The sequence below is a fragment of the Arachidicoccus terrestris genome, from assembly GCF_020042345.1.
GTDB classification, from domain to species: domain Bacteria; phylum Bacteroidota; class Bacteroidia; order Chitinophagales; family Chitinophagaceae; genus Arachidicoccus; species Arachidicoccus terrestris.
The window spans coordinates 1075278-1099505 of record NZ_CP083387.1 but is presented as its reverse complement, the minus strand read 5'-3'; the positions used below and the strand labels follow the sequence as shown (position 1 = coordinate 1099505).

The following is a 24228-nucleotide window of genomic DNA, read 5'->3' as shown; positions in this document are numbered from 1 at the left end:
TTGAATCTGGGCTTTATTATCTTGATAATACCGGCGATTATATTCCCTCTGACTTGCTGATGTTTTACCCATAGGCGGCATTTTTTGGCTGGTAATCACGTTCCCGATTAGCTTGGTCCCGGTATCGGTAACCACACAGCCCGTTAAATAATTCGTCCGGACATTTCCGGATTTCCGTAATACACTGGTTCAGGATTGTTTTATTCAGGGATTCGATATGTCGGCGGGTCCGCGGATCCGAAAGGCGATCACCAATTTTTGCCAGTGCCTTATTTATAGCAGTGGATTCTTTTTGTCCTATCTGGGCTATAATCCTGTTGTTTGGCTCCGCAGTGTATTTATAGGCCATATAATAATACAGGTGACGGGCGTATGCAATGCGACGTGTCCTGTAGTGGCTCTCCAACGCGGATTTAGAAACGCCAGTAATCTTTGAAACCGCAGCTTGTATAAAATCTAATGTCATAGTTTGTATTTATTGATTATTGCCTGTAATTCATCGCGGGACCATTTGTAAAACTTCGTTGCCTTTGCCCTGGCTTCCAGATCTTCCACGGCATCCCGTCCGTACCTTTCAATCAAACCGGCTAAATATCCCGGCAGATTGCCTTCCTTAAACCGGTTATCGTACCTCGACTGTCCGTTTACGTTCATTTCGTCGAATCTGACCCCTGAATATTTTCCCTGTGGGAAGTAATGCCCGGCATCCTCTGTTATTCCGCCGCCGCTTATACATGGCTTGTCTTTGTCCCGATTCCGGATCCATTTATTGAAGATTATTTGTGCCAAATCCAACATTTCAGGAAGATCTTCCGGCTTACTTTTGGGCTTTTTCTTTTTGATCGGGGATCGTTTCAGCTGATAAACCTTCTTTTCTTTTTTAGGGCGGCGACAGAACTCACCACAGGTAGGATGCTTACATTCGGACATTACTTACTAACTTTTGCTTGGTCGACTGCATTTTGAAGAGCTTCACACATTTTTATGTAGCCCAGGTATTCGGCGATTTGGTCTTTATTATAGCTTTGATCTTCGCCTACTTCTTCATATTCAGTCAGCCATTCAGCAATTGTTTTCAGCTGACAGCCGATTTTAATCTGTCCTGATCCCCACCAATTAACCGCATGTCTTGATCCGGTTATAAACATGGTTTTGGTGATCTTTTCGTTTTTTGCAATGGATGCACCGTAGCCAATGGATGCACCGTAGCCAATGGATGCACCGTCGCCAATGGATGCACCGTAGCCAATGGATGCACGTCCGCCAATGGATGCACCGTCGCCAATGGATGCACCGTAGCCAATGGATGCACGTCCGCCAATGGATGCACCGTAGCCAATGGATGCACCGTAGCCAATGGATGCACCGTAGCCAATGGATGCACCGTAGCCAATGGATGCACCGTCGCCAATGGATGCACCGTAGCCAATGGATGCACCGTCGCCAATGGATGCACCGTAGCCAATGGATGCACGTCCGCCAATGGATGCACCGTAGCCAATGGATGCACGTCCGCCAATGGATGCACCGTAGCCAATGGATGCACGTCCGCCAATGGTAATGTTGCGCTTTGCTAGTTCTTCGGTTGCTGTTTCAAGGGTAAAAGCAGTCCAGCCTTCCCCATCAACCCAAAGAAAAATTGTTGTTTCTTTCTTCATTTTTCTGGATTTTAAATTTGGTAATTGGTAATGAAAGTGATTATTTGGCAGTAAGTTGCCGTAGGCGTTTCCGTCGGAATTTATTGGCCTTTTTGTCATGTGATGACTTAATAAGGGCCTGATAGTGTTTTACGATCTGATCGACAGAAACGAAGTAAGTCGCTGGTAAAATTGGTGATGTGTTTTTCATGCCCGATTTTTTGGAGGGTTAGAAAATGCATACATAGCAAACACACAAACTGCAATTTTAACCGCCAGATCAATTAATTGATTGCTCATTTTCAACTGGTTTTGATTCGGTAATTCGTTGGGATTCAGAATACTTTCCAAAAGGATCAATATTCATTTTTTCAATATGGCTATCAAAGGGGCTGCGGGACATTTCCACCGGCATTTCTGGCGCAACCGGATCAGGTTTCTTTTCCAAGTTGGCCCTGATGCCCTTAAGTTCGTTGCAAATAGATTTCAATACCTGGACAATTTCATATTCCCGCACAGGTTGAGTGCCGCCCCATTCCTGAATAGCAGTGAATAAATCGGGTTGCGCCATTCTGTTACTGCGATCCTGCTTTTCCTTTTCAAAGTGTTCAAAGGCTACTTTCCTTATAGGATCTGCAATATTTTTTATGTATTCCGCGGCATCCTTTGCCTGAACTAAGTCAATTTGTGTTGGTTCAGGATTCGGGGTGTTTTGCCCATCAGGTCCGAAGGCTTTCAATTCGGCAACTGAATTTTGCATACGCTTTGCATCTAGTTCCTTTTTCATGTTGGCACTGTATGCTTTTAGGGCTGCGACAAATGAATCAATTGCTTCTGTGGATCCGGCAGGCTTGTAATACGTCCATTGGTACAAGGAACCGGCATCACCTTTATTGCCCAATTTTTTAATCATTCCCGACCGGCGCATAATAGTACCGGCGTTGGAAGATATGCCGACGGTCTTTACCATTTCAGGCATTTTAAATGGCTGGGCCAACATACATTTTGTATATACCAGCTGTAAGATCGCGGCGGCTTTGTTCCTTAAATTTTCTGTTTTCATTTTAGGAAAGGTTGATTTGTTTAAAATTTGTTAGCTTTTATTGTGTTTGCTGGCCCAGTCTTTCCATCGGCTGGGGGCCTCCTTTTCAAGCGATCGTATAATCGCATTTAGAATGACCCAGATAATACCCAAATTGATATCAAAGACCATTGGGTAAAATGTCACCTTATACATAAAACTTGGCAGGACTATACCATATTCGGTAGTGAACGCCTGATAAACAAAAAATACAATAGCAATCAGGTGTATTAGTAAAAGCCCACAGGCAATTGTTTTTGTATGGAATTTCATTTTATTTGATATTGAAGATTAAAAATCTGGTTAGCGGTGTGCAGTGACTAGAATGGCAGGTCGTCTTCTTCCGGTTCACTATAGGCAGGCGGTGCAGTATTTACCGTTTGTGATTCGGTCGGCGCCGTTCCGGATCTGCTTTCAAACAATGGATGGTTAGGGAAGGGGTTGGGTGTCGATTCCAATTCAGCGATCACAGCTTCTAATTTCGTAAGAAAGAAGGCGTCCTGTAAATCTGAATTGTAGATTGTCTTTCCGCCAGGACCAGTTGACACGTCTAATGGGGGGCAGTCTTGCATATTATCACGTGTATAGGACCAAGGTAATTGTTCCCCGTACTGGTAAATGTTCAGATACGCCTTCTTTTTCTCATTTCGGGTGTATTGAAGTGTAGCCCACCTTGATTCGTGACCGACTTCAAAGCTTGCCATTACCTGAAAGAAGCCACGGGCGTATGAACTATTTAGCCACGTTTCTAAGACAAAATAGTCTGTGGCATCAATCAAATGGAACTGGATCACGTCGCCGATATATCGGCCGTCTTCTTTTGATTCCACTTTGCGGAATGTGATCTTTACCAAATGGACGCCAGACAATTTGTTGAACTGGTTAATTGTCCCATCTTCCAAGCGTTCCCGCATAAAGCCTTCCTGAATTGAAAGGTTTCGGCGGCGGGATTGTGTTAATTCTAAAGGCATACGATTTTGATTTTAGTTTTTTTGATGATTATTTTCTTTTGCTTGATTCTTACTGAATTATATGGATTTACATAAGTGGTATTTGCTAGTTTCACAGAAAACCGGACCCCCGCTTCATTTGCCACGATCAGAACATTTAGGTGATCGGCAACTACTGTAACCAGATCTGCGGCCCGTCCATCTATTACCCGTTTAACTGTGACCTGGTCATTAACCAGATAGACCTTATCGCCTTCCATCAAATTTGGGATTTACGGACCTTAGATTTTCTTGGGTCAAAGTAGCCGCCGTAAACGGTTGCTCTGGATGGCGGCGAATACCAGATATTATAAGGGTAGGGGTTAGGCAGTAGGTCCAGTGCGGGCATGATCTCGTTAACCATGTAGTCAAATATGTATTCGGACTTTTGCTCCGCCAGTCCCGGCAAAGGGCTGGGCCAATTTGTAAACCACTTGCGGGACCAACGCCCTTGCATTATTGATAGATGGTCTTTCCCTGTAGATGTGTTTTTGCCAATGGTGATAGTGAACGGGTCAGACAGCCAAATGTTAGGGACCGTCATAAGGAAGGCAAAGGCAGCGCGGGAATTTACGAACATGCTAATAATCCAGTATTCAGATTCGCTAATCATGTGAAGCTTTAGGATCTTGCCATATTTGTTTTGGTCCGTGGTGATCCGCACCAGGTTACCCGTAATTGAATTGAATGTATATTGTTCCTTGACATCCTTGGATGCGCTGACGAATTCGCCGTTTTTTGTTATCAGATGGTATTTAGCCATAATTACTTTGTGTTTTGGGGATTATTGGGACCTATAGAAATAGGTCCCGCCTGTTTCTCCATTGTTTGTGTGAATATTTTTAAATTCCTTTCCAGTCGTCATGATCCATTTTCTTCGCCTTTCTGTAGTTCCGGACAATCCAGATCAGAAATACAATCATTGGGACCACATAAATAGTAGCCATTACGATCAATGCTTTCTTCATTTTAATTTGGTTTGGTGAAATGGTGATTAACTATAAAGCCTTGTAAACCCAATGAAAAGCAGGTTTCTTTATCTTATCCATATATACCGATGCTACCTTATAGGGCTTACTGGTCGGCTCAATCACATTAGGGAATACCCAGGTTGCATTTCTATCTTCCCACGCTACACGAACACGGTCATTAATGTGGTCAAAGTCGACAACCGTTCCCCTGTCGCCGACAAATGGGATCCCTTTAGATCTGACAACCTCTAACCCGATGCTTACGTCCTGAAAATTCATGTGAAATGGTTTTGATGGAATACAATAGAATTACCTATGCAAACAGGTGTTTTGCTAAAGCCGCCTGGTAAGCTTCTTCCCGTTGCTCCTTTTTAGTCTTTGGCTTATCCGGAACATCCAGACCGCGCCTTAACCGCCGCTCTACCTCACTCAATACTTCCAAAGTCTTCCTATTAGAAAACCCTTCAAGGTGCATTCGCAAGCCCCTTAATTCGTTTGATAATTCTTTGTCTGATATTGAGGTATAGAGAGACATATAAAAGGTTTATCTGGATTTAACTGATGTTGGGTTACCTAAAGCAGCTGTCACGGTAGCGTAACGCTTTTTATATTCCTTTTTGATCTTTTCAGCGGATTCACTGTCACGATCTCCCCTTATGGCCTGACGGACAAATGAGGGCGAAAGACTAGTTTCTTCACTAAGGTTCTTTATAATTAATGCCCTCACGCTGTCATATTTAGTTTTTATCATATCTTCGCGCATTGGTTTTATTTGTGTCGTTGTGTGACACAAAGATAGGAACTTGTTCCATAGTTCCAAATTTATTTGGAAGTTTTTTAAAAAATATTAGATGACCCCAGAAAAAGCTATTGAGAAATTATCTTCCTTAAACCTTAAGGAAGTGTCTAGGAATACTGGAATACCGTATGATAGAATGGCTAAATGGAAGCAAGGCAAGGGATTGCCCAAGCCTAAAGATTTGCAACAACTGATTGACTACTTTAATGGAACTACTTCCATTAAAAAGGATGCGGATGCGGAAAAGGTCCCAGGCCATTTTGAAGAGTTATTGCGGTTGAAAGATCAAGTAATTGAAAACTACAAGACAATTGTTGATGATAAAAACGCAATCATTGATATGCAAATCGCTGAAATTCAACGCTTAAAAAGAGAATTGGCGGAACGCACACAGGACATGGACGGTGTATCGCACAAAAAACCAGTCCCAAGGGTAAAAGGGGCATAGGCGCACGTTCATAAATTAAGCGTCGGATTAACGCATTTACGCTAGATCGGAATAATGGAAAATCAGTTAGTCAGTAAGCTAGTTCCCAGTTGTTTAGTTCAAAATAGGGCGCAAATGTAGGGCTACAGCTGATTACAAACGAATTAAAATAATTGCTATGGGAAAGATGGGCGAAAATAATTTGAAAAATAAACCTAAGTGGTTTAAAGTTCTTTTTTATACGGTCTTTATTTTACTTGGAATTTTCATAATTGCTGCAATCGGTGGCTCAATGATGACCCCCGATCCTGCACCTTATGATGTGATCAGATACAGGGAATCAAATAAACTAATGCAAGTGTATGTCAAGATCGACACAAGCATACAGGACACGTTGCAGTTGCGGGAGACTATGTCCCACATAGCGGATTCGGTAAAAGATGCCTTACCTGACTATGAACGGGAGGACGATCAGCAAGTAAAGGTTTGGTTGTTCTGGGATCAGCAATCGGCGCGTGAGGAAAAACTACTGTCTAATACAATTGGATCCTATTTAACTACCGTTGGCACTGGCGTGGATGAATATAGCATAGTATATCCCCAAACCGATCTTTTGCAAAAGGCAACCCATAAAGTTCACTACGAACCGGCACCTTATGGTATTGCCAGGCTGGATTTTTCGGACAATCAGCAAAAGGATATTTACGCATACGTTGCCCCGTCCGTTAGGGATACAAACGTTCTGAAAGTAACAATGGCACACATAGCTGATTCTGTCAAACGGAATATGCTAAACGAAGATTATGCGACTATGAAAGAACTTGTTGTCTGGCTTTTCTTCGATAGGAAGTCGGCTAAAAATAAAGACTTGAAAATTAATACAGTAGCTGGATATCGCAGGGTGATGGAAACCGGCGAAGACGCTTTCGATTTTCAATTGAATTGGTATGATCAAATGGGTACAAAAAACGGAAACGATTAAAAAATATGGAAATTCAAACAAGTAAACAGGCACGCAAATAGTTGTATATAAAGCATTTATAGAAAATATTATGGCGGTGTGATAATCCCTCACTCTCCGCTTAAGGAAATGGCCGATTTGGATCATTTCCTTTTTTATGACATTAATAGAGTGATTTACAATGTCTTATGCCTTGATCTCTTAGGATCATAATCAATACCTTTTCCGATGACCATATACCCCTGATTCGAGTCAATAATTCATCAAAATAATTGCCGCACCTGCTTGTTTCAGTAGTTCATCGTTCATTGTGAACCCTTTAACAATGTATTCATGCAGCCTTGCCGTTGCCCATTGGCGAAATTTCGTTCCTTGAAGACTTTTGACTCGATAGCCTACCGAGATAATCACGTCCAGATTGTAATATCTCACTTCCCGCTTTTGCGTCTTTCCCTCAATGGCACCATGTTGAGTGGTTGTTCGGAATTTCCGAACAACCACTTCTTCTTGTAGTTCCCCTTCTTCAAATATGTGTTTAATATGTTCACTAATCGTTGCCTTTGATTTTGGAACAATTCGCATAGCTGTGCTTGAGTTAGCTAAACCGTTTCATCCTCCAGTCTGGTTTCGATCTTAGTGACGCCGTCTTCTGTCTGATATATAATGATATTACTTTCTTGTTCCATTATTTAATGTTTTAAAATCTCCTGTAGTACCCCGTCAGCTTGATTTTCCAAAGCTAAAAGCTCTTTCTTTACTGCCTCAATACTACGTAAAGGCGTATGCTTGTAAAAGTATTTATTAAAAGATATCTCATAACCAATCTTCACGGTATCAATATTAATCCAAGCCTCTGGCATATGTGGTATTACTTCACGCTTGAAATAATCTATAAGTGTTTGAAAATTTTCTGCCATTAACACTTACCGTTTGGCTTCTCATAAACTTGGCTCATCAGACTCTTGCCTTTGACATCTTGTTTATTGTTGTTGGGTGCAGTTATTTATTTGCGTATTGCTTAGATGAAATAAGCTGCCCATTTTTGTAATTTTCGACCTTTAGCGTGTCGCCTGTTCTTGTGAAATATATCCACGTACTGTCTTTTTTATATGCATTTTCACCTTTGGATCTTTCTTCTATTGAATCTGCTACGAAATACATGTCAACATATCGTTGTCGGTAGTTAGATGTATAATACCAATTTTCAGATTTGTATATTTTGCCGTCTTTTGGAGTATATGAACCTCCTGAAAGCAGTGTCTCTGGTGTTGGATGGGTCAATCGATAGCTCAAATACAAAGGGATAGGCGTGCAAAACAACAATGTTGCCACTGTCCATTTTGTTGTACCGTTTACAAATAATCTCTTTCGTCGCTTTAATATCAGAAAAATAGTAAGAATTATAGTGATGCCCCAAACTGCAGGCATCCACAATAGAATAAAAGCAAATGAAGCGCCACTGCCTCCCGGTTGATTAGCAGCATAATTATACAAGCCAATTGTCAGCAGGTTAGACATAATGGCGATAATGATCAGAGGGCGAAGTTGTCTCATTTATAATTGCATGCAAGTTGATTGGTGTAATACAATTTATCAACTCGAATATAGATAATATTTCTGAAAGAAAGGCTGAAAAACTCAGGATGAGGCCATAAGAAGATTCATTTATGAAATGTGTTTCATCGGTGGTAGTGTATATGCCTACATACTTCTGTAGCGTATTGCGGTGCAGAAGATCTCTTGATTCGTAGCGGATGCATGTATAGGCCGCGGCGTATTCTATACCACACTAATCGGTGTTGATATAAAGTGCTACAAATGCCGGAATGTCAACCAGCTTTCTGCCTGGCTGAAACAGAACGAATTTCGAAGCAACGAGAATCCTACTTACAACAAGTTAGAGTAACTGGACAAGTCCTGTTTGATAATGCGGATTATTGTTGATTCTTGAAGTTATTTCCTTCGTAGATGTCTATTTGAAAGCGGGAAAGGGAGCGACGGCGCGTCTGCAATAGTGGCTATGAGGCGGGGTGGTTTATCAGGCCAGAATCTTGGGTGCGCCATCTTCTGTTTGATAATTAATTAAATTGCTGTAGTTTTTTATATGTGGTATTCCTGGAATATGTTGCATAAGATATCTGAATATTTGGATGTTGGTATTAAGCCACGATGAGAGGATTTTTGTATATTTACAACTAAATCGGTTAAAAAGGATAATGCTTGTAAAGCAATCAATTATTGCAGATGTAAAAGCGATCATTGTCCAATCAAGGACAATACAATTCGGCTGCTGACCAGCAACCAACACCGATGTATTAGCATATTAGTAAACGCATTTTTGAAGAAAAGCAGGACGAAAAGATAAAGCAAATGACGGTAAATGTCTTACATGTTTGTTGCCGATGAATTGGAACCGGACTATGGAAATGGCGTATTATGAATGAGATTTGGAAAGCGCCATTATTGTATATTTTCAAGGGTTTTTATTGAAATTGAGCTGTATCCGCCAACTGAAAAGCAGTTGTTGGAAGAAAGGAAGAGCGAATTGAAAAATTATAAGGAGCGAATGAATAATGAAATTTTAAGAAAATAGCCAGTCATATTGATAGCAGAAATGCTAAGTAGCATGACCGGAAAAATTAAAGAACATTAAATTTAGGTTATGAGAACACTCAATCCCTGGATCAACTTCAATGGCAATGCCGAAGAAGCATTCAATTTTTACAAGTCGGTTTTCGGCGGCGCGTTCACAAAGCTCGTTCGTTTCAAGGATTTGTCCGGTCCTGATTTTCAGGTTCCGGAAAATGAAGGAAATAAAATAATGTACATCGGCTTATCTATTGGTCAACACAACATACTGATAGGTAACGACGTTCCGGAGTTTATGGGACGGGTAAATGAAAATGAAAACAGGTCTAAAATATTTGTCAGCGTAGAAAGCAGGGAAGAAGCCGACAAAATATTCAATGGATTATCGGCAGGAGGTGAGGTAGAAGGACCTATGGGCGACAGCCCTTGGGGAACATACGGTGGAATGTTTAGAGATAAGTATGGGATTGAATGGATCGTGGAATTCGATTCTAAATACAATGACTAAATGCAATCGACAAAAAGAGGATCCTTGCCCCGTGGATGGTGCGCTTTGGTATACAGCCTCTTTGGCATAAAGTGACCGGTCAAAATTCCTCTTTCATCGAAGGCTGTATGTTTTTGTTTTTACTTCGGCGAAAAATAGTTTTGACGCTTAATAGATGATGTTCTTTTATTGTTGTCTAAGTGTTGCAGTATGTGAAGAATCAGCAGGGAGCCATTTATAAGTATGATGCTCGATGCTGATTCCATCTTATAACCAATGATTGAATGCAGCTCTTATTTTACGATCAATTTTATGCATTCGCCATTTTCAAATTTCAGAAAATATATGCCGGCGGCATAATGCTCAAGAGAAATGTCTTGCGTTTTGTCAGTAATATGAATTATTTGTTTTGTTTGCCCTGATACGGTGGATAGAACTGCCTTAGTATTTAGCAGTTTGCTACTGCCGATTTTCAGGGTTACCTGCCCTTTGGCGGGGTTGGGATAAATCGTTGTTGCGGTGTTTTGCCCTGCACCTTCTATATGGATAGTTTCACTGTAATCAGTTTTATTGTCCCGGTCAACCATCTGCAACCGATAATAATTAACCGCCAGTGGGTCATTATCTTCCGCGCTATAAGAATTGTTCCCCGATCCATGGGCCTCTATCCTTCTTATTGTTGAAAATTTTGCGCCATCCGGACTGCGCTGGACATTAAAGTAGTCGGTATTGTTTTCAGATGCTGTATTCCAGGTTAGATGAATATTATCCTTACTAAGGCGTTTACCGGTAAAGCTTACCAGTTTTAATGGTAGTGGACTGTCATCATCTGTAATCGTCATGCTTGCGGTTCCATTGGTAACATCTGGCGTATAGGAAGCACCGTTGCCATCGGTACTGGTGTTCAAAGTTAAAATGACAGTTTCTGTCGGCTCACTGATCATATCATCGATCACGGATACAGGCAGTGAAACCGTATTGTAATAGGCAGGCAGGGTGAGCGCACTTAAAGAATAGTCCACGTCTGACGTGGCTGTCCCTGTAACATTGGCTGATAGCGTTATGTTGGCGGAAGATACATAGTCCCCCGGAAGTTTTGCTTCAAAACTCCCATTGGTGGCAGGTTCTGCCGCATCAGCTGTTTTTAGAATGCTCACTATTTGATTCGGCGCAATGTTATCGTCATCACCAATATTCATCGTGATATTACTATTGGCAGGATCCGGTGGGAAGATAAAAGCATTTCCGCCGCCGTCTGTAGCACAACCGCTGAGAATGGTAAACGTAAAGGTTTCAGTTTGTTCAATAATGTGATCATCGAAGGGTGCGAGAGCAACCTGAATGGCGTTCGTATTGGCTGGGATGGTGAGGGTGCCAAGTGCCTGATAATCGAGCCCAGGGGTCGACGTGCCAGACAGTACATATGCTACACTGACAGGCCAGGCCGAGGTCGCCACGCCGGCCAGTTTGACGGTAAAACTTCCGTTGGAGGCAGGCTCCATTGCATTTGTTCCTGTAATTACCTGAAGAGGTGTAGAAGATGCCGCGTTGGCGTCAACGATCGTAACCGTTGCTTTGTTTCGCGCGGGGTCAATTGTATAGGCTCCACTGGCGCCGACTGCCGACGTAAGTTGCAATTCAGCGAATTCAGGCCCTTCGATAAGACCGTCATTGGATGCATCCACCTCGAGAACCGTTTCTACAACTCCAGCTGGAATCGTTATTGTAAATACCGGATTGGAAAGATTATAATCTGTCCCGGCTACGGCTGTCCCCGATAGCGTATAACTAACCTGGATGTCTTCATTAACCGGCAGTGGTGCATTTAATGCCACCCTATATTGACCATTCGTGCCGCCTTCAATGGCATCCGATATTTTCTTAATAATAATTTCCGGACGGGATTGACTAAATACGCTGGAAAGGCCGGCAAACATAAACAGGGCGCTAAAAAGTGCAGGTCGGCATTGCACAGCGCATTTTGATTTACATGGTTTCATGCAGTTTTTATTTATTATATGCAATTTAAACTAATATAATGAAAAAAAGCAGCTTTTAGAAAAAAATCGGGAATCTGTCTGTTTTGTCGATTGCTATTTTTGCTTGCTTTCAAGACTTTCCATAAAAGCGATTATATTGGACTGTTCCTGATCTGAAAGCCCTAGCGAGTCGGTTGAAAGTGTCTGATTGGGCAGATGTATACCTAATCCGACGCCGCCTGCATGATTGTAAAATTCCATTACTTGTTCTAGTGTTGGGTAGGCGCCATTATGCATATAGGGGCCGGTTTTTTTTATATTGCGGACAGTGGGTATTTTAAAGGCATACTTATAGGACGCGACACCGATAATGCCATAATAGCCTACATCAGGATCGAGTGTGGAATCGGTGAGGGACCGGGGAACACCCAAAACTTCTGATTCACTTTGTACGTATTTTGGGGGCGTGATCCCATTAAACAATGGTGCAAAATGACAGGTAGCGCACTTTGCTTTGCCCATAAACAAGTTAAATCCCTTTATTTCTTGTGACGAAAGGGCCTGCTTCTTACCACGCATGTATTCGTCGAAGCGGCTGTTGAGTTTCACCAGACTTCTGATATAGGAGGCCAAGGCATTGGTTACCATCTCCGCCTGAACGGTGTCACCCCATTTATCGGCAGGGAATGTCTTCGCAAATGAATTTTTATAGCCGGTGTCACTAGAGATATAGCGGATCACCGCCTTCATGGACCCGTCCATTTCTTCCTTGTTACCAATGACATCCATTATCTGATCTTCCAGCGTCAATGCCCGCATATCATAGAAATAATTGGACTGCAGCGCGGCATTAAGCAGGGTAGGTGCATTCCTTGTAAGGTGCTTCCCAGGGTCGTTTATATCGGTAGGCGTCGTGCGCCCGTCGGTGTAGTCTAATTCAGGCTTGTGACAGGTCGCACAGCTTCTAGTCTTGGTGCCTGAAAGTGCGGGGTCAAAAAAGAGCCTTTTTCCTAACCTGACCTTTGCCTCCGTCATGTGAAATTTTGGCCCTGGGCTAAAGGCATTTGCATTAAAGGCGCCGGAGTCAAATAAGGTATTGACTTCCTGATTAAGCATGCGGTTATATTTGATTTTACGGCCAGGCAGATCTCTTTGAAGTGCGGCAATACCGGTGCTGATCTTGTTGGCATACGCTGTAATAAATGCGGCTCTGTCAAAGCTGTTAAAGTCAGCGTGTTGATCTAGGTAGTCTATTGAAGTATTGAGTGTCTGTAGTAAACTGGATGAGTTTTTCTTGCGAACATAGTGTTTTAATACCTGTTGCAGGCTTTTGAGCGAGACTGCTGACTCCTCTATACTATTGAGCGATAAGGCTGCATCGAAACCGGTTATACCCAACGTGACAACCCTGAAAACTTCCAGTTTGGCAGCGTCCAATATGCGCCAGTCCGCAAAGCTGTGATCTGTATAGTAAGAGATCAGATAGTCGGTATTGGTCACTAGATGTCTCACAGAGGCTATTAATTCTTTTTGGTGAAGCGTATCTATATGGGGATAGATATATTCTTCAACCACCTGCAGGCCCATTGGATCCGAGCCCCTGGCAAGGGAAGGATCCAATAAATCTGCATTTTCGATTTCCTGAACTGGTGGGCCGTTCAGTCTTTTAGTCAGATCAGCTGTAAAATAGGAGGCGGCCCATTCAAATTCCTTAAAAAGTAATCTGGCCTTTATAAAACAGTGCCGGATTTTTTTTTCGTCCGGATCTTTTCTGCTTACCTCTTGCAACAGGCTGTCTTTAATATAATTACGGAAACCCCTGATTCCGCGAAAAACCTGGTTATGAATCTCCCGTTCCCGGAAACTGGGCCTGGCAGCATCTTCGAGACTTATGTCAATTGAAGTGAAGCTGGCAATAAAAAACCCTATTAATAAAACGAATGCTATCCCGGTCTTCCTATACATGATCCTCTGCCTCCACTTTCGTCTTGCATTAAGTTATTTAAAGATGAGCGCATTCGTGAGTGGGTCCGCATTTTTATCCCTGCTGCCCAGTGGTTCAATATTCCATCTCTTCTCAATAAATGAAAGAATGCTGACCGTTTCATATTGTGTATGATCTACATGGCGTTTTTTAGCGAACGGTCCGATAATGATGGCCGGAATGCGGCTGCCTGGTCCCCATCTGTCAATCTTTGGTGGATTGACATGGTCAAAGAAACCGCCAAATTCATCATAGGTCAGAATGACGAGTGCATCTTTGCCATTAGGCCCGTTTAATACATCGTTAATCAGATTGACAGCTAACTGTTCAGAAGAATACACGGCAGAACCGCCAGGATGTTCGTCGTTGCCTCCTCCGGGTTTTACAAAAGAAACACTCGGAAGTGTTCCTTCCTTGGCGGCTTTTATAAAATCATTTTGATCCTTCATGTGTCTACGGCCTTCTGTACCTGGCTTATAATTGTCAAAATACAGGAAAGGTTCATGGTTATAGGCAAAGTTATTTTTCCTGCCGGCAACGGCGTCATCCCATCCCTCAGAATACCATGCCCAAGAAATATTCTTTTCGCTGAGACGGTCACCAATGGTAGGCATTTTTTGGGAAGGTAACAGTTTACTGGTATCTGAATTAGCGGGATAAGGCTTGTTTCTGGAAAGGACATGGTTGACGACATATCCATCGGGAGAGACGACACCATCTTTGATCATATTTCCATTGGCGTCTAATTTCGCAACCATTGATGCAGGCGCATTGGGCCAGACGGGAACGGCAGCAGAGATTAAAAAGACGTGATTGAAATAGGAGCCGCCATAAACACTTTGGAAGAAGTTGTCACAAAGTGTGTAGTCGCGGGCAAATTGATATAAGGGAAGTTTCTCTGTGCTATAATAACCCATTGCAAGCCCTTTGGAGTCATTGTAGGCAGCAAACTTGTCCATTTTCCCTCCATTTATCTGCAACTGGTTATGATAGAACCGGTGGGTTACATCGGGTGTTTTTTTATCATTCGGTACATACTGATCAATGTTAAACAGTTGATTCGGCAGATTGGTCGGGAAGGAGTTATTTCTTGGAATCTCCGGCAGATACGTATATGGCGTTCCTTTTTTGTCCACTTGTACATAGTTGCCTTTAATAGCGTTTTTAATACCATTTGCACCTTTAAATTCTCCATATAGATTATCAAAGCTATGATTTTCCATGTAGACGACCACTACATGTTTGATTTGATGAATGCCGTCGTTGAAAGCCGTTTTCTGTTGTTGCACTTTCTTAGTTGTTCCACAGCCGGCGATGCTAAGTGTAATTAATCCCAAATACAATAATCGTGAAGGACGCATGTCTTTTGTTTTTAAAATAGATGAATTATCAATTGTTTTTAATTGCCTTTAATGATTTAATTGTGATCAGAATTGGGGACACTTCATTACGTGTCTTTACCTCATAACAAATAGCCTGCTCAGTGATCAATCCAAAATTTTGCCACAAGGCTTCTTGATAGATGTACCTGAAAGGACGCCGTTCATGCTGCTTAGGCTTGATTGCTTCTTTTCCAGTCATCCTGCTGTTTCATCACAATTCCCTTTGTTCATACAAATATAGGGGATTGAAATTTTATATCCTGTTATCCGATTGTAATCAATACAAAGGATAGCCTGTGGCAGGAGCTACTGTCGAAAGTAGCTGATTTTAATATAAGGGGCCGTATCGTGGTACAAGCAGTGGCAATTGAGAATTATAAATATGGAGAAATTTTTTTATTTAAAATTTAAATTCTCTGAATGCGCTGCGAGGATCAATTTCTCTTCCCATGTGTTTAGAATAGATTTTTTACTATCTTACAGACCGAATTGATGTAAGTCTGTACCGATGGGCAATTGTGAGCGGATTGTTTGAATCGAAACAAACAGCAGTCTGTGGTCAGGTCGTTTTTAGAATCGTTTGTACTATCCTAAATAAATTAAAATGATTAAAAAGTTGAATTTGCTGCCCTTGATGGCGGCAGCCTTCATAGGATTTTTTTGTTGTAATGCTTTGGCAGCACAACAAAATAAAGATACAGCTATCAAAGTCATTCCCGAACCGGTGTCTGTCAGCAGGCAATCGGGCAATTATCTGCTCCCCGCAGATATTCATGTGTATTATGGCAAGACAAAGACCCATGAAGGGCTACAGTACGTAAAAAAGGAATTTAAAGCCAGGATGGCGAAAATCGGTGCAGCAATACAGATTAAAGAAGCAGAACAGGACCGGGCTAATGTAAAATTTATACTCCTCGAACGGCCGGATGCAGAACTAAAAGAGGAAGGGTATAGGCTGACTGTGGCGCCAAAGGGGATAAGCATTATGGCCAATAAGCCGGCTGGATTATATTATGGCATCCAGACTTTAATGCAGATGATGCCGGCGAGCGGCGCTATGGGTAACGAAGCCCATAAGGGAATAGATATTCCCTGTGCGGTCATTACGGACTATCCGAGATTCGCCTGGCGTGGACTCATGTTGGATGTCGCCAGACATTTTTTTACCAAGCAGGAGGTGATGGACTATATCGACGAGATGTCCCGTTATAAATATAATATGTTTCACTGGCATCTGACAGATGATGAGGGTTGGCGGTTACAGATCAAAGCCTATCCCAGACTTACCAGTGTAGGTGCCTGGAATGTGAAGAAAACGGGATACTTTGGAACGTTTTCTCCCGTCACACCTGAGGATAAATACGATTATGGCGGGTTCTATACGCAGCAAGATATCAAGGAGGTGATTGCATATGCGAAAGCGCATTTTGTCAACATTTTACCTGAGCTGGACATGCCTGGGCATAGCATGGCGGCGATCGCTTCTTATCCTGAGCTCTCTTGTACACCGGGAGCCGATAAATATCATGTCAGGTCAGGCGAAAAAGGCTTTATGGACTGGACAGACAGTGGCATTGTAGCCCATTATGACAATACGCTTTGTCCGGCCAATCCCAGAGTATATGAATTCCTGGATACGGTCTTTGCCGAAGTCGCTGCCTTATTCCCGTTTCCTTATATTCATATAGGAGGAGATGAATGTGCCAAGACCTTCTGGAAAATCAATCCGGCTATTAAGGCTCTTATGAAGCGGGAAGATTTAAAAAATATGGACGAAGTACAAAGCTATTTTGAGAAAAGGGTAGAAAAGATCGTTGAGTCCAAAGGGAAAAAAGTGATCGGGTGGGATGAGATACTGGAAGGAGGTGTTGCCCCGAATGCGACGATCATGAGCTGGAGAGGAGAGAAAGGAGGCATTAAGGCTTCGCAGATGCATCATGATGTGATTATGAGCCCGACTACTTATGCTTACTTGGATTATATGCAAGGCGATCCGGCGATTGAACCCAGGGTATACGCTTCCCTGCGGTTAAAGAAAGCCTATGAGTTCGACCCGGTTCCGGCAGGTGCAGATGCCAGATATATTAAAGGTGGACAGGCGAACCTGTGGGCAGAACAACTCTATAATATCCGGCACGCGCAGTATATGACCTGGCCTCGGGCGTTTGCTATTGCAGAAGCCCTGTGGTCCCCGAAGGACAGCAGGGACTGGACTTCTTTTGTGGAAAGAGTAGAAGCGCAATTTCCAAGACTGGATGCCGACAGCGTAAAATATGCAAGAAGTATGTATGATCCGGATATCGCCGTGACGCTGAATGCAGACAGTACGCTTAAGATTACACTGTCTAAGGAACTCAATAATATTGATTTGTATTATAGTGTGGATAATTCATTTCCGGATAATTTCTATCCAAAATATGATGAGCCATTCAATATGCCTAAAGACGCAGCCATGCTACGGGTGATCAGTTACCGGGAGGGGAAGCCAATCGGGCGGTTGATCACCATTACGACCAAGGACCTGAGAAAAAGAAGTAAAAATAGTTATTGATCCTTTAAACTGCGGATGCTTTTTATGAAACTAGTAATATGGATACTGTTATTTCAATCATTTTGTCTGGCCTCCATGGCACAAAAATATCGTGCTTCAATATTACCAGATAGCCTCTATTCTGGCAAACAGGGCGATTTTCATGTACAGGGTATGGCAGTTGACCAGGCAAATGGCTTTGTTTACCTTTCTTTTACGGATAAATTGATCAAACTCGATATGGAAGGACATATGGTGGGCAGTGTTACCGGACTTGTGGGACATTTAGGTGATCTCTCCTTCGATGACCAGACGGGAAAAATATATGGGTCCCTGGAATATAAAGATGATGCCATAGGAAACGGAATCCGCAAAAAGCTTGGCGTGAAATCGACGGGAACTGTCAATTTTTACATCGCTATTTTCGATACAAAACAGATAACTAAACTTAATATCAACGCTTCCGACGGCCAGGTGCTTCGCACTGTAAATTTGAAATCTGTGGCAGAGGATTATACAGCTAAGGTTAAATTGCATTCGGGTACTGTTCAGCACCGCTTTGGCTGCTCCGGTATAGATGGCGTCACATTGGCACCGTCTATCGGCAGCCCTGAAGGGGGTAAAAAGTATCTGTATGTCGCCTATGGGATTTATGGAGATACGGCCAGGGACGACAATGACAATCAGGTCTTGTTAAAGTTTGATTATACGAACTGGTGGAACCGGTATGGAAAGCAGCTGACACAAAGTAGCCCGCACCGCTCCGGGCCGGATAAGCCATTGGATCAGTATTTTGTAAAGACCGGGAATACCAATTACGGTATTCAGAATTTAGCCTATGATCCGTCTACAGGCAATTTCTTTGCGGCTGTATACGCGGGCAGCAAGGCCGGTAACCCTAATTACAATCTGTTTGTGATTGACGGACATACAAAGCCTAAGAAAGGAGCTGTTCATTCGGATAATAAAATACAACGTGTCAAATTCCTTTCACTGCTGAATGGTGGAATGCATGATGCCAGAACCGGTATTTACGGATGGTATTTTAAATGGGGCTCTACAGGGTTATTCCCTTTGGGAGACGGCTATTTTTACATTTCTCACAATGGAAAATCCAGCGATGGCCAACAGCAGACCACACTATGTAAATATAAATGGGTGGGTAGTTCTCAGATAGCCTTTGAGCGGGTCCATTAATTTAAAAATCCGGGTGACTTTAAATAGGGGATATTCAAGATCACCCGGATTTTGCTCACTGTTTATCGAACTCAGGATAGGGCAAGCCTTTACCTGTCTCGCACAACAATTTCAGACTTCTGAGGAACAAGGCCCAGGCATAGCTACAACCGGCAAATTCATGGGTGTAGGCTTTCCAGTTGTCATGATGAAAATTTAATACAGTACCTTTTGGATGAGGCTCCATATCGAAAGAAATTGTCGTGCCGATCCATTCTTCCTGGGCCTTCAGACACAGCCATTTTACTTTATCATAGTGATGCAGTTCTTCGACCCGTAGTTCCTTAAAATAGTCGGGACCGAAGCCAAATCTCAGCATACTGCCGACCTCTGGCCGGGCTTTTGTGTCCGGTGTCCACCATGCCGACAATCCTTCCTGAGTGGTGACGGCGTTGAAAACGGTCTCTACCGGAACGTCAATACGAAGTCGGTGACAAATACTGATTGAAGTGCGGGACGGCGTTGCAGCCGGCTGGGCGGAAACGTCATTTTCTTTGGGGGTAGGGCTCCCTTTGCCACTGGTGATTAGCTCTTTTAAACTTCCCTGGATGTAATGTGTCCAGGCATCCTTACAAAGATCAAAACACTCATAAGCCGGAACCAGGCCTTTGTGTGTGAAATCTACGATCGTTTTGCCCTGTTTCTCATAAATGTCAAAGACGATATCAGTCCCGGTCCATTCTTTTTGATCTTGAGTAAATTTAAAATGGTTTTGCTGCACATGCCAGACGATTTTTTGGTCAGGGATCAGTTCCGTTATTTTCATCTGTGCACGATGGACATCCTGATAGTGGTATTTGAACTCACTGTTAAGCTTGTCTGTATCTCCTTCGATATTTTCTGACCACCAGCCGCGGACATTGTTAATCGCATTGAAAACTTCTTTTGGGGTCTGATCTACAGAGAAACGGGTTGTAAAATCCTGATTTTTCATAATTTGAATTTTAGGTAGTTAAAAAAGTGATTCATAGGCCAGCCGTGATAAGTAGCCCATTACGACGTTGGCAATACAAAAATAAAAACAGTTCTGTAGTTACTAAGGGTGCAAAATGGACTTTGTTAGGGGGCGATTTGGACAGATAAATGCCGTACCTTTGGAAAAAGGATGTGCAATGAAACATTTGACTATTTTGGTACCCAATGGAGAAGGGAATAATTTGAGCAGTATTGTTGGCCCCTATAAAATCTTTTCCAGAGCGAATAGCTTGTGGAAGGAACGTGGGAAAGAAGCCCCGTTTAAGATAGAGTTAGCCGGCCTGTCAAAGGAAGTATGCTTTTATGAAGGACTATTTGCTGTCAGGCCACAGAAAGATATTTTTGAAATTGCTGCAACGGATCTGATTCTCATCCCTTCTCTGAATCATAATTATGTAGAGACAGTAAAATGTAACCAGCCATTAATTGACTGGGTCGCTGACATGTTTAATGGAGGCGCTGAAGTCGCTTCGATTTGCACCGGTGCTTTTTTACTGGCTGCATCCGGTTTGCTGGATGGCAAAACCTGTTCGACCCATTGGGCAGCAGCCGACAGCTTCAGCAAGATGTTTCCTCAAGTGCATCTGCAGATTGACCAGGTTATCACAGATGAAAAAGGTATTTATACCAATGGAGGTGCCTATTCCTTTCTAAATCTGATCATCTATTTGATTGAGAAATATTATGACCGGGAGACGGCGATCCTGTGTGCCAAAATATTCCAGATTGAAATAGACAGAAATTCTCAATCCACGTTTTCCATCTTTACAGGACAGAAATTTCATGAAGATTCTGTCGTAAAAAATGTTCAGGTATACATAGAAGACAATTATGCGGAGAAGATCTCTTTTTCAGATCTTTCCCGGAAATTTGCTGTTGGCCGGCGAAACTTTGACCGGCGTTTCATTAAAGCCACTGGCAATACGCCCGTGGAATACCTCCAGCGTGTCCGGGTTGAATCAGCGAAGAAGGCCCTGGAGACAACACCCAAGAATATCCATGAGGTCATGTATGAAGTAGGGTATGCCGATACCAAAGCTTTTAGGGAAGTGTTCAGGAAAATGACCGGATTATCTCCCCTGGATTATAAGCTGAAGTATAATAAGCAGGCTGCTATATAGATTTCATTTCCGTTGAACGGTTATTCCCAAGCAAGCTTACACTGACCTACGGCAAAGAACTTTTTATTATTGCGCATAGTCATGGCCGTATAGATCACTGTAAATGTACCGTCTGCTTCCTGAATGGCGCATAAGGGCGTACGGGTGGAGTGATCACCTTTTTCCGCCCATAAGTCGCCTTTAACCTGCACTTTGATCCGCTTTTCGTCCCTCCAGTGGATGCCGTCATCAGATATACTATATCCGATCTCCTGATCTCCGAAAGAATCAAAGACCATTAAATAGCGGCCATCTTTTAACCTGGAAACCACTTCATTTTCCATAAACTCCTTTGCCACTCCAATGGGATTAAAACCTTCCGGCATTCTTGTCCAGGGACCTTCAAGTTTGTGTGCAAAGGCCATACCGGTAGGCCATGGCCCTCTGGGTGTGTGGTTATGGCCATCATACATGGCAAACCAGGTATTGCCGACCTTATAAGGGTTAAAGCAAGCAACTGCCTGTTGCCCTTCCCACTGCTGGCTGTTTTGATCGGGTTCCATGACAATACCCATATCCGCATAAGGGCCTGCGATGCCGTTTGGGCCATTTACAACGGACTTCGCTCTCCAGATTCTGCCTGCATAATCATTGCCGGCAATCTCTCCCTTCGCCTGATCTCCGGCCCTGTAGGCAACATAAAAAATATTCCATGCATCTTCATCATGATTGTATTCAACACCCGTGACCCAGACTTCCGACCGCGGGTTGGTGGCTGTTCTGCCCGGAATGCTGTTTACAATGGTCGATTGCCGTTTCCAGTGAATGGCATCCTGACTTGTCCAGTAAGCAATGCGCATATCCCTATGTGGTCGCTGAAACATCTCATTGATAAACATATGATATGTTCCGCCGATCTTGATTACTTGCCCGGTTTCAAATCCCGAGTGATTACCGCTGGAGATAACATCGGTGTTTCGTGCATCAATGACGGGACCCTGATGTGCACTGATCAGCTTCAGTGTTGTCGGTAAGTGCTGAGGACTGGCGCTCGTAGTACCGGTGGTCTTTTGCGCCTGACTTGAACTCGGTATAAATGAAAAAGGGATCGTTAAAGCGGTCGCGATAAACAGACGGGTATAAAAACCTCTTATTGCCATTTCTCCTGGTTTTACGGGTGAATATTTATTTTAGTTACCTGCCCAGGTATTCGTTTTCCAGCCAGCTGGTTTCTCCGGACTGCAGTTTTGAAAAAGAATATCTTTTGAATCGGGGCCCGATATATTCATTGTTAAGGTCTGGCCGGGGACCTTAAAATCAACGTTGTCGAAAGTTACATGGCGCGCGTCCAGTAAAGTGATGGAAGAATCAGCGGTAGTGATGACAGCGTTTTTCAAAGTAAATCTATTTAGATCTGCAGCTTTAAAAAAGTTCTCTGTTTTTACCTGCATGTTTTCCATGGTTACATCTGACAGCGGGCTTTCCGGGATAGCTGTTATCTTGGCAAACCACTCGGAATTCCGGATAATGATGTTTTTCATGGAAATTTTTCTAAAGACCGGGGTGAGCGGGTTAACGGGCCTTGCCGGCAGCCTGTCGGCAAGGTCGCCTACATATTGCCGGCCACCCAGCATATCCCACTGGAAGGCTTTGCCGGTTTGATTCATGCGAATATTTTCATAAAAGAGATTTTCGCCGCCACCGCCTCTCGGGCGCCGGGTTTTGAAGCGAATCCCTACATTGGTTTTATCAAATACGCAGTTGTTGACATATAGGTTTCTGATCATGCCCGCTGTTTCACTGCCGCAGGTTACGCCGCCATGACCCTGTCTGGCCAGGCAGTACCTGATAACGACATTCTCTGTTGCCTTGCCGACCCGAAGGCCATCTTCTCCGCGCCCTGATTTAAGTGTAAAGCAGTCATCGCCGCAACTAAGCGTACAGTATTCAACTAAAACATTTTTGGAAGACTCAATGTCCATGCCGTCTCCCCGGGGAATGCCAATGGAATTCACCGTAACACCCCGAATGATGACACCGTCACAGTAGATTGGGACAATGTTCCAGAAGGCAGTGTTGGCCAGCGAAACGCCTTCTATATAGACATTCGTGCAATTAACAGGAGAAATGAGCATCGGTAAGAAGATATAGCCTCCGTTACGGCCATCATAGACTCTTTTCTCCACAGGGGTTTTATAGGAAACGAAGTTTTCTATGACAACTGAATCCATTACCTGCGATCTTACCGTACCGCCCTTTTCCGGGCCAAATATTTTCCCTTTTCCCGTTACAGCGATATTATCTTGACCGTTGGCATATATGCATGCGCCCAGGGACATGACTTCAATCCCCTCACTTCGCGTGAAGACAGCAGGTTGATAATCTTCTACATCGCCACTAAAATATAGTTCGGAGTGATCATTTAGATGCAAGTTGACATTGCTTTTGAGGCTGATGCGGCCCGTGAACCATTTACCGTCGGGAATGATCACTGTACCACCACCCTTGACACTTATCTCATCAATAGACTTTTGTATGGCTTCAGTAGCCTTTTTGCCTGCAATGGCGCCATTGGCCATTATATTGACCGTGTCTTTCGGAAAGATTGGTTTTTGAAAATCACGCGTCTTGAACGGCGCGTTAACCGGTGCAATTTCTGGCGGCAGATGCGCAGCTCCTACCTTGGACGAGTCTGGCATATGAGCCAGTGCTGCCTGATTGACTTTAGAGGTTCCGGAAAAATGGCAGGAGGAAAAAAACAGTAAAACACAGATAGGAAGTATTCCCATAACAGCGCTTTGAGCACTACTAAATTTGGCTGGATTTTTTGCTACCCCCTTAGAAAATTGAAAAGGCATAATAAAAAAAATTGACCCCTCCTTCGTCACGCTTCAGGAAGTTAGTTGATGATGATAAATTAGGAAATTGCTTTTTTCTCTCATAGCCTGTAAGCCTATACAGATGTATAGCATGTACAGGACATGAACACTAACCAGACCATAACAGGGGGCTTGTTATGGTCTGGTTTGATGAATAATGTGAAAGTAAAGATATTAAATTGCTATTGTTGACTGTCCTGTACTGTCCTGCTCTCCTCAAGC

The 24228-nt window shown here is 43.1% G+C and carries 27 protein-coding genes; 6 read left to right on the top strand and 21 right to left on the bottom strand.

Going from position 1 to position 24228, the window contains the following annotated elements; genetic code table 11:
* Positions 1 to 64 precede the first annotated feature (64 nt).
* From K9M52_RS04250 to K9M52_RS04190, 12 genes are all read right to left on the bottom strand, one after another.
* Positions 65 to 466, bottom strand: a complete 402-nt coding sequence (locus K9M52_RS04250) for a helix-turn-helix domain-containing protein (RefSeq protein ID WP_224070820.1) — start codon at positions 464 to 466, stop codon at positions 65 to 67.
* Positions 463 to 930 (bottom strand): recombination protein NinG, encoded by a 468-nt coding sequence (locus K9M52_RS04245; protein WP_224070819.1) that lies wholly within the window; start codon positions 928 to 930, stop codon positions 463 to 465. Before K9M52_RS04245 ends, K9M52_RS04250 begins: the two co-directional genes overlap by 4 nt.
* Entirely contained in the window at positions 930 to 1658 is a 729-nt protein-coding gene (locus K9M52_RS19250) for an LbetaH domain-containing protein (protein ID WP_262902425.1), read from the bottom strand. The genes K9M52_RS04245 and K9M52_RS19250 overlap by 1 nt, the downstream gene beginning before the upstream one ends.
* A 259-nt stretch (positions 1659 to 1917) precedes the next feature.
* Positions 1918 to 2550: a hypothetical protein gene (locus K9M52_RS04225; RefSeq protein WP_224070818.1), complete on the bottom strand. Its 633-nt coding sequence runs from the start codon at positions 2548 to 2550 to the stop codon at positions 1918 to 1920.
* Positions 2551 to 2730: 180 nt separating this feature from the next.
* A complete protein-coding gene (locus K9M52_RS04220) occupies positions 2731 to 2991 on the bottom strand; it encodes a hypothetical protein (protein WP_224070817.1) in 261 nt (86 codons plus the stop codon).
* A gap of 47 nt (positions 2992 to 3038) precedes the next feature.
* Positions 3039 to 3632: a hypothetical protein gene (locus tag K9M52_RS04215; RefSeq protein WP_224070816.1), complete on the bottom strand. Its 594-nt coding sequence runs from the start codon at positions 3630 to 3632 to the stop codon at positions 3039 to 3041.
* A gap of 47 nt (positions 3633 to 3679) precedes the next feature.
* Positions 3680 to 3928: a hypothetical protein gene (locus tag K9M52_RS04210; protein WP_224070815.1), complete on the bottom strand. Its 249-nt coding sequence runs from the start codon at positions 3926 to 3928 to the stop codon at positions 3680 to 3682.
* Positions 3928 to 4470 carry a hypothetical protein gene (locus K9M52_RS04205; RefSeq protein WP_224070814.1) on the bottom strand — a complete coding sequence of 181 codons (543 nt, stop codon included), beginning with the start codon at positions 4468 to 4470 and terminating at the stop codon, positions 3928 to 3930. The genes K9M52_RS04210 and K9M52_RS04205 overlap by 1 nt, the downstream gene beginning before the upstream one ends.
* 79 nt (positions 4471 to 4549) lie before the next feature.
* Entirely contained in the window at positions 4550 to 4675 is a 126-nt protein-coding gene (locus tag K9M52_RS19025) for a hypothetical protein (protein WP_262902424.1), read from the bottom strand.
* A gap of 30 nt (positions 4676 to 4705) precedes the next feature.
* On the bottom strand, positions 4706 to 4957 hold the full coding sequence (locus K9M52_RS04200) for a hypothetical protein (RefSeq protein ID WP_224070813.1): 252 nt from the start codon (positions 4955 to 4957) through the stop codon (positions 4706 to 4708).
* A gap of 34 nt (positions 4958 to 4991) precedes the next feature.
* Complete coding sequence (locus K9M52_RS04195) at positions 4992 to 5213, bottom strand: hypothetical protein (protein WP_224070812.1); 222 nt, start codon at positions 5211 to 5213, stop codon at positions 4992 to 4994.
* 9 nt (positions 5214 to 5222) lie between these two features.
* Entirely contained in the window at positions 5223 to 5429 is a 207-nt protein-coding gene (locus K9M52_RS04190) for a hypothetical protein (protein ID WP_224070811.1), read from the bottom strand.
* Positions 5430 to 5529: 100 nt separating this feature from the next.
* Here K9M52_RS04190 and K9M52_RS04185 point away from each other — a divergent pair, with 100 nt between their 5' ends.
* On the top strand, positions 5530 to 5925 hold the full coding sequence (locus K9M52_RS04185; protein ID WP_224070810.1) for a hypothetical protein: 396 nt from the start codon (positions 5530 to 5532) through the stop codon (positions 5923 to 5925).
* 157 nt (positions 5926 to 6082) lie between these two features.
* Positions 6083 to 6886 (top strand): hypothetical protein, encoded by an 804-nt coding sequence (locus K9M52_RS04180; protein WP_224070809.1) that lies wholly within the window; start codon positions 6083 to 6085, stop codon positions 6884 to 6886.
* Between the two features lie 231 nt (positions 6887 to 7117).
* Here the strand turns inward: K9M52_RS04180 and rhuM are convergent, their stop codons facing one another.
* The 3 genes from rhuM to K9M52_RS04165 form a co-directional block, all read right to left on the bottom strand.
* A complete protein-coding gene (gene rhuM, locus K9M52_RS04175) occupies positions 7118 to 7447 on the bottom strand; it encodes a RhuM family protein (protein WP_224070808.1) in 330 nt (109 codons plus the stop codon).
* 107 nt (positions 7448 to 7554) lie between these two features.
* Complete coding sequence (locus K9M52_RS04170; protein WP_224070807.1) at positions 7555 to 7782, bottom strand: hypothetical protein; 228 nt, start codon at positions 7780 to 7782, stop codon at positions 7555 to 7557.
* A gap of 82 nt (positions 7783 to 7864) precedes the next feature.
* A complete protein-coding gene (locus tag K9M52_RS04165; protein ID WP_224070806.1) occupies positions 7865 to 8383 on the bottom strand; it encodes a hypothetical protein in 519 nt (172 codons plus the stop codon).
* A 1144-nt stretch (positions 8384 to 9527) separates the two neighbouring features.
* Between K9M52_RS04165 and K9M52_RS04160 the strand changes: the two genes are divergently transcribed.
* The gene (locus tag K9M52_RS04160) at positions 9528 to 9962 is read left to right on the top strand and encodes a VOC family protein (protein ID WP_224070805.1); all 435 of its coding nucleotides are present in this window, start codon (positions 9528 to 9530) and stop codon (positions 9960 to 9962) included.
* 272 nt (positions 9963 to 10234) lie between these two features.
* Here the strand turns inward: K9M52_RS04160 and K9M52_RS04155 are convergent, their stop codons facing one another.
* The 3 genes from K9M52_RS04155 to K9M52_RS04145 all read right to left on the bottom strand — a co-directional run bounded on the left by K9M52_RS04155 (position 10235) and on the right by K9M52_RS04145 (position 15265).
* Positions 10235 to 11941: a Calx-beta domain-containing protein gene (locus tag K9M52_RS04155; RefSeq protein WP_224070804.1), complete on the bottom strand. Its 1707-nt coding sequence runs from the start codon at positions 11939 to 11941 to the stop codon at positions 10235 to 10237.
* 93 nt (positions 11942 to 12034) lie between these two features.
* Complete coding sequence (locus K9M52_RS04150) at positions 12035 to 13885, bottom strand: cytochrome-c peroxidase (protein ID WP_224070803.1); 1851 nt, start codon at positions 13883 to 13885, stop codon at positions 12035 to 12037.
* A 33-nt stretch (positions 13886 to 13918) separates the two neighbouring features.
* Positions 13919 to 15265, bottom strand: coding sequence for an alkaline phosphatase family protein (locus tag K9M52_RS04145; protein ID WP_224070802.1), 1347 nt, complete (start codon positions 15263 to 15265; stop codon positions 13919 to 13921).
* A 625-nt stretch (positions 15266 to 15890) separates the two neighbouring features.
* On the opposite strand from K9M52_RS04145, the gene K9M52_RS04140 reads away from it, so the two are divergent.
* Both K9M52_RS04140 and K9M52_RS04135 read left to right on the top strand, forming a co-directional pair.
* A complete protein-coding gene (locus tag K9M52_RS04140; RefSeq protein WP_224070801.1) occupies positions 15891 to 17837 on the top strand; it encodes a beta-N-acetylhexosaminidase in 1947 nt (648 codons plus the stop codon).
* Positions 17838 to 17861: 24 nt separating this feature from the next.
* A complete protein-coding gene (locus tag K9M52_RS04135) occupies positions 17862 to 19013 on the top strand; it encodes a hypothetical protein (protein WP_224070800.1) in 1152 nt (383 codons plus the stop codon).
* A gap of 55 nt (positions 19014 to 19068) precedes the next feature.
* Here the strand turns inward: K9M52_RS04135 and K9M52_RS04130 are convergent, their stop codons facing one another.
* Positions 19069 to 19986 (bottom strand): SRPBCC family protein, encoded by a 918-nt coding sequence (locus tag K9M52_RS04130; RefSeq protein ID WP_224070799.1) that lies wholly within the window; start codon positions 19984 to 19986, stop codon positions 19069 to 19071.
* 178 nt (positions 19987 to 20164) lie between these two features.
* On the opposite strand from K9M52_RS04130, the gene K9M52_RS04125 reads away from it, so the two are divergent.
* Positions 20165 to 21148: a GlxA family transcriptional regulator gene (locus K9M52_RS04125; RefSeq protein ID WP_224070798.1), complete on the top strand. Its 984-nt coding sequence runs from the start codon at positions 20165 to 20167 to the stop codon at positions 21146 to 21148.
* A gap of 20 nt (positions 21149 to 21168) precedes the next feature.
* Here the strand turns inward: K9M52_RS04125 and K9M52_RS04120 are convergent, their stop codons facing one another.
* Both K9M52_RS04120 and K9M52_RS04115 read right to left on the bottom strand, forming a co-directional pair.
* Positions 21169 to 22287 carry a glycoside hydrolase family protein gene (locus K9M52_RS04120; protein WP_224070797.1) on the bottom strand — a complete coding sequence of 373 codons (1119 nt, stop codon included), beginning with the start codon at positions 22285 to 22287 and terminating at the stop codon, positions 21169 to 21171.
* Positions 22288 to 22317: 30 nt separating this feature from the next.
* Positions 22318 to 23916 carry a glycoside hydrolase family 28 protein gene (locus K9M52_RS04115; RefSeq protein ID WP_224070796.1) on the bottom strand — a complete coding sequence of 533 codons (1599 nt, stop codon included), beginning with the start codon at positions 23914 to 23916 and terminating at the stop codon, positions 22318 to 22320.
* Positions 23917 to 24228: the final 312 nt, after the last annotated feature.

Bases quoted from the DNA above. Each gene is read 5' to 3' on its own strand.
- K9M52_RS04195 (WP_224070812.1), bottom strand. From the start codon at position 5,213: ATGTCTCTCTATACCTCAATATCAGACAAAGAATTATCAAACGAATTA.
- K9M52_RS04115 (WP_224070796.1), bottom strand. From the start codon at position 23,916: ATGGGAATACTTCCTATCTGTGTTTTACTGTTTTTTTCCTCCTGCCAT.
- K9M52_RS04185 (WP_224070810.1), top strand. From the start codon at position 5,530: ATGACCCCAGAAAAAGCTATTGAGAAATTATCTTCCTTAAACCTTAAG.
- K9M52_RS04140 (WP_224070801.1), top strand. From the start codon at position 15,891: ATGATTAAAAAGTTGAATTTGCTGCCCTTGATGGCGGCAGCCTTCATA.
- rhuM (WP_224070808.1), bottom strand. From the start codon at position 7,447: ATGCGAATTGTTCCAAAATCAAAGGCAACGATTAGTGAACATATTAAA.
- K9M52_RS04165 (WP_224070806.1), bottom strand. From the start codon at position 8,383: ATGTCTAACCTGCTGACAATTGGCTTGTATAATTATGCTGCTAATCAA.
- K9M52_RS04130 (WP_224070799.1), bottom strand. From the start codon at position 19,986: ATGAAAAATCAGGATTTTACAACCCGTTTCTCTGTAGATCAGACCCCA.
- K9M52_RS19250 (WP_262902425.1), bottom strand. From the start codon at position 1,658: ATGAAGAAAGAAACAACAATTTTTCTTTGGGTTGATGGGGAAGGCTGG.
- K9M52_RS04220 (WP_224070817.1), bottom strand. From the start codon at position 2,991: ATGAAATTCCATACAAAAACAATTGCCTGTGGGCTTTTACTAATACAC.
- K9M52_RS04155 (WP_224070804.1), bottom strand. From the start codon at position 11,941: ATGAAACCATGTAAATCAAAATGCGCTGTGCAATGCCGACCTGCACTT.
- K9M52_RS04200 (WP_224070813.1), bottom strand. From the start codon at position 4,957: ATGAATTTTCAGGACGTAAGCATCGGGTTAGAGGTTGTCAGATCTAAA.
- K9M52_RS04170 (WP_224070807.1), bottom strand. From the start codon at position 7,782: ATGGCAGAAAATTTTCAAACACTTATAGATTATTTCAAGCGTGAAGTA.
- K9M52_RS04250 (WP_224070820.1), bottom strand. From the start codon at position 466: ATGACATTAGATTTTATACAAGCTGCGGTTTCAAAGATTACTGGCGTT.
- K9M52_RS04160 (WP_224070805.1), top strand. From the start codon at position 9,528: ATGAGAACACTCAATCCCTGGATCAACTTCAATGGCAATGCCGAAGAA.
- K9M52_RS04125 (WP_224070798.1), top strand. From the start codon at position 20,165: ATGAAACATTTGACTATTTTGGTACCCAATGGAGAAGGGAATAATTTG.
- K9M52_RS04150 (WP_224070803.1), bottom strand. From the start codon at position 13,885: ATGTATAGGAAGACCGGGATAGCATTCGTTTTATTAATAGGGTTTTTT.
- K9M52_RS19025 (WP_262902424.1), bottom strand. From the start codon at position 4,675: ATGAAGAAAGCATTGATCGTAATGGCTACTATTTATGTGGTCCCAATG.
- K9M52_RS04215 (WP_224070816.1), bottom strand. From the start codon at position 3,632: ATGCGGGAACGCTTGGAAGATGGGACAATTAACCAGTTCAACAAATTG.
- K9M52_RS04180 (WP_224070809.1), top strand. From the start codon at position 6,083: ATGGGAAAGATGGGCGAAAATAATTTGAAAAATAAACCTAAGTGGTTT.
- K9M52_RS04245 (WP_224070819.1), bottom strand. From the start codon at position 930: ATGTCCGAATGTAAGCATCCTACCTGTGGTGAGTTCTGTCGCCGCCCT.
- K9M52_RS04120 (WP_224070797.1), bottom strand. From the start codon at position 22,287: ATGGCAATAAGAGGTTTTTATACCCGTCTGTTTATCGCGACCGCTTTA.
- K9M52_RS04210 (WP_224070815.1), bottom strand. From the start codon at position 3,928: ATGGAAGGCGATAAGGTCTATCTGGTTAATGACCAGGTCACAGTTAAA.
- K9M52_RS04135 (WP_224070800.1), top strand. From the start codon at position 17,862: ATGAAACTAGTAATATGGATACTGTTATTTCAATCATTTTGTCTGGCC.
- K9M52_RS04145 (WP_224070802.1), bottom strand. From the start codon at position 15,265: ATGCGTCCTTCACGATTATTGTATTTGGGATTAATTACACTTAGCATC.
- K9M52_RS04205 (WP_224070814.1), bottom strand. From the start codon at position 4,470: ATGGCTAAATACCATCTGATAACAAAAAACGGCGAATTCGTCAGCGCA.
- K9M52_RS04190 (WP_224070811.1), bottom strand. From the start codon at position 5,429: ATGATAAAAACTAAATATGACAGCGTGAGGGCATTAATTATAAAGAAC.
- K9M52_RS04225 (WP_224070818.1), bottom strand. From the start codon at position 2,550: ATGATTAAAAAATTGGGCAATAAAGGTGATGCCGGTTCCTTGTACCAA.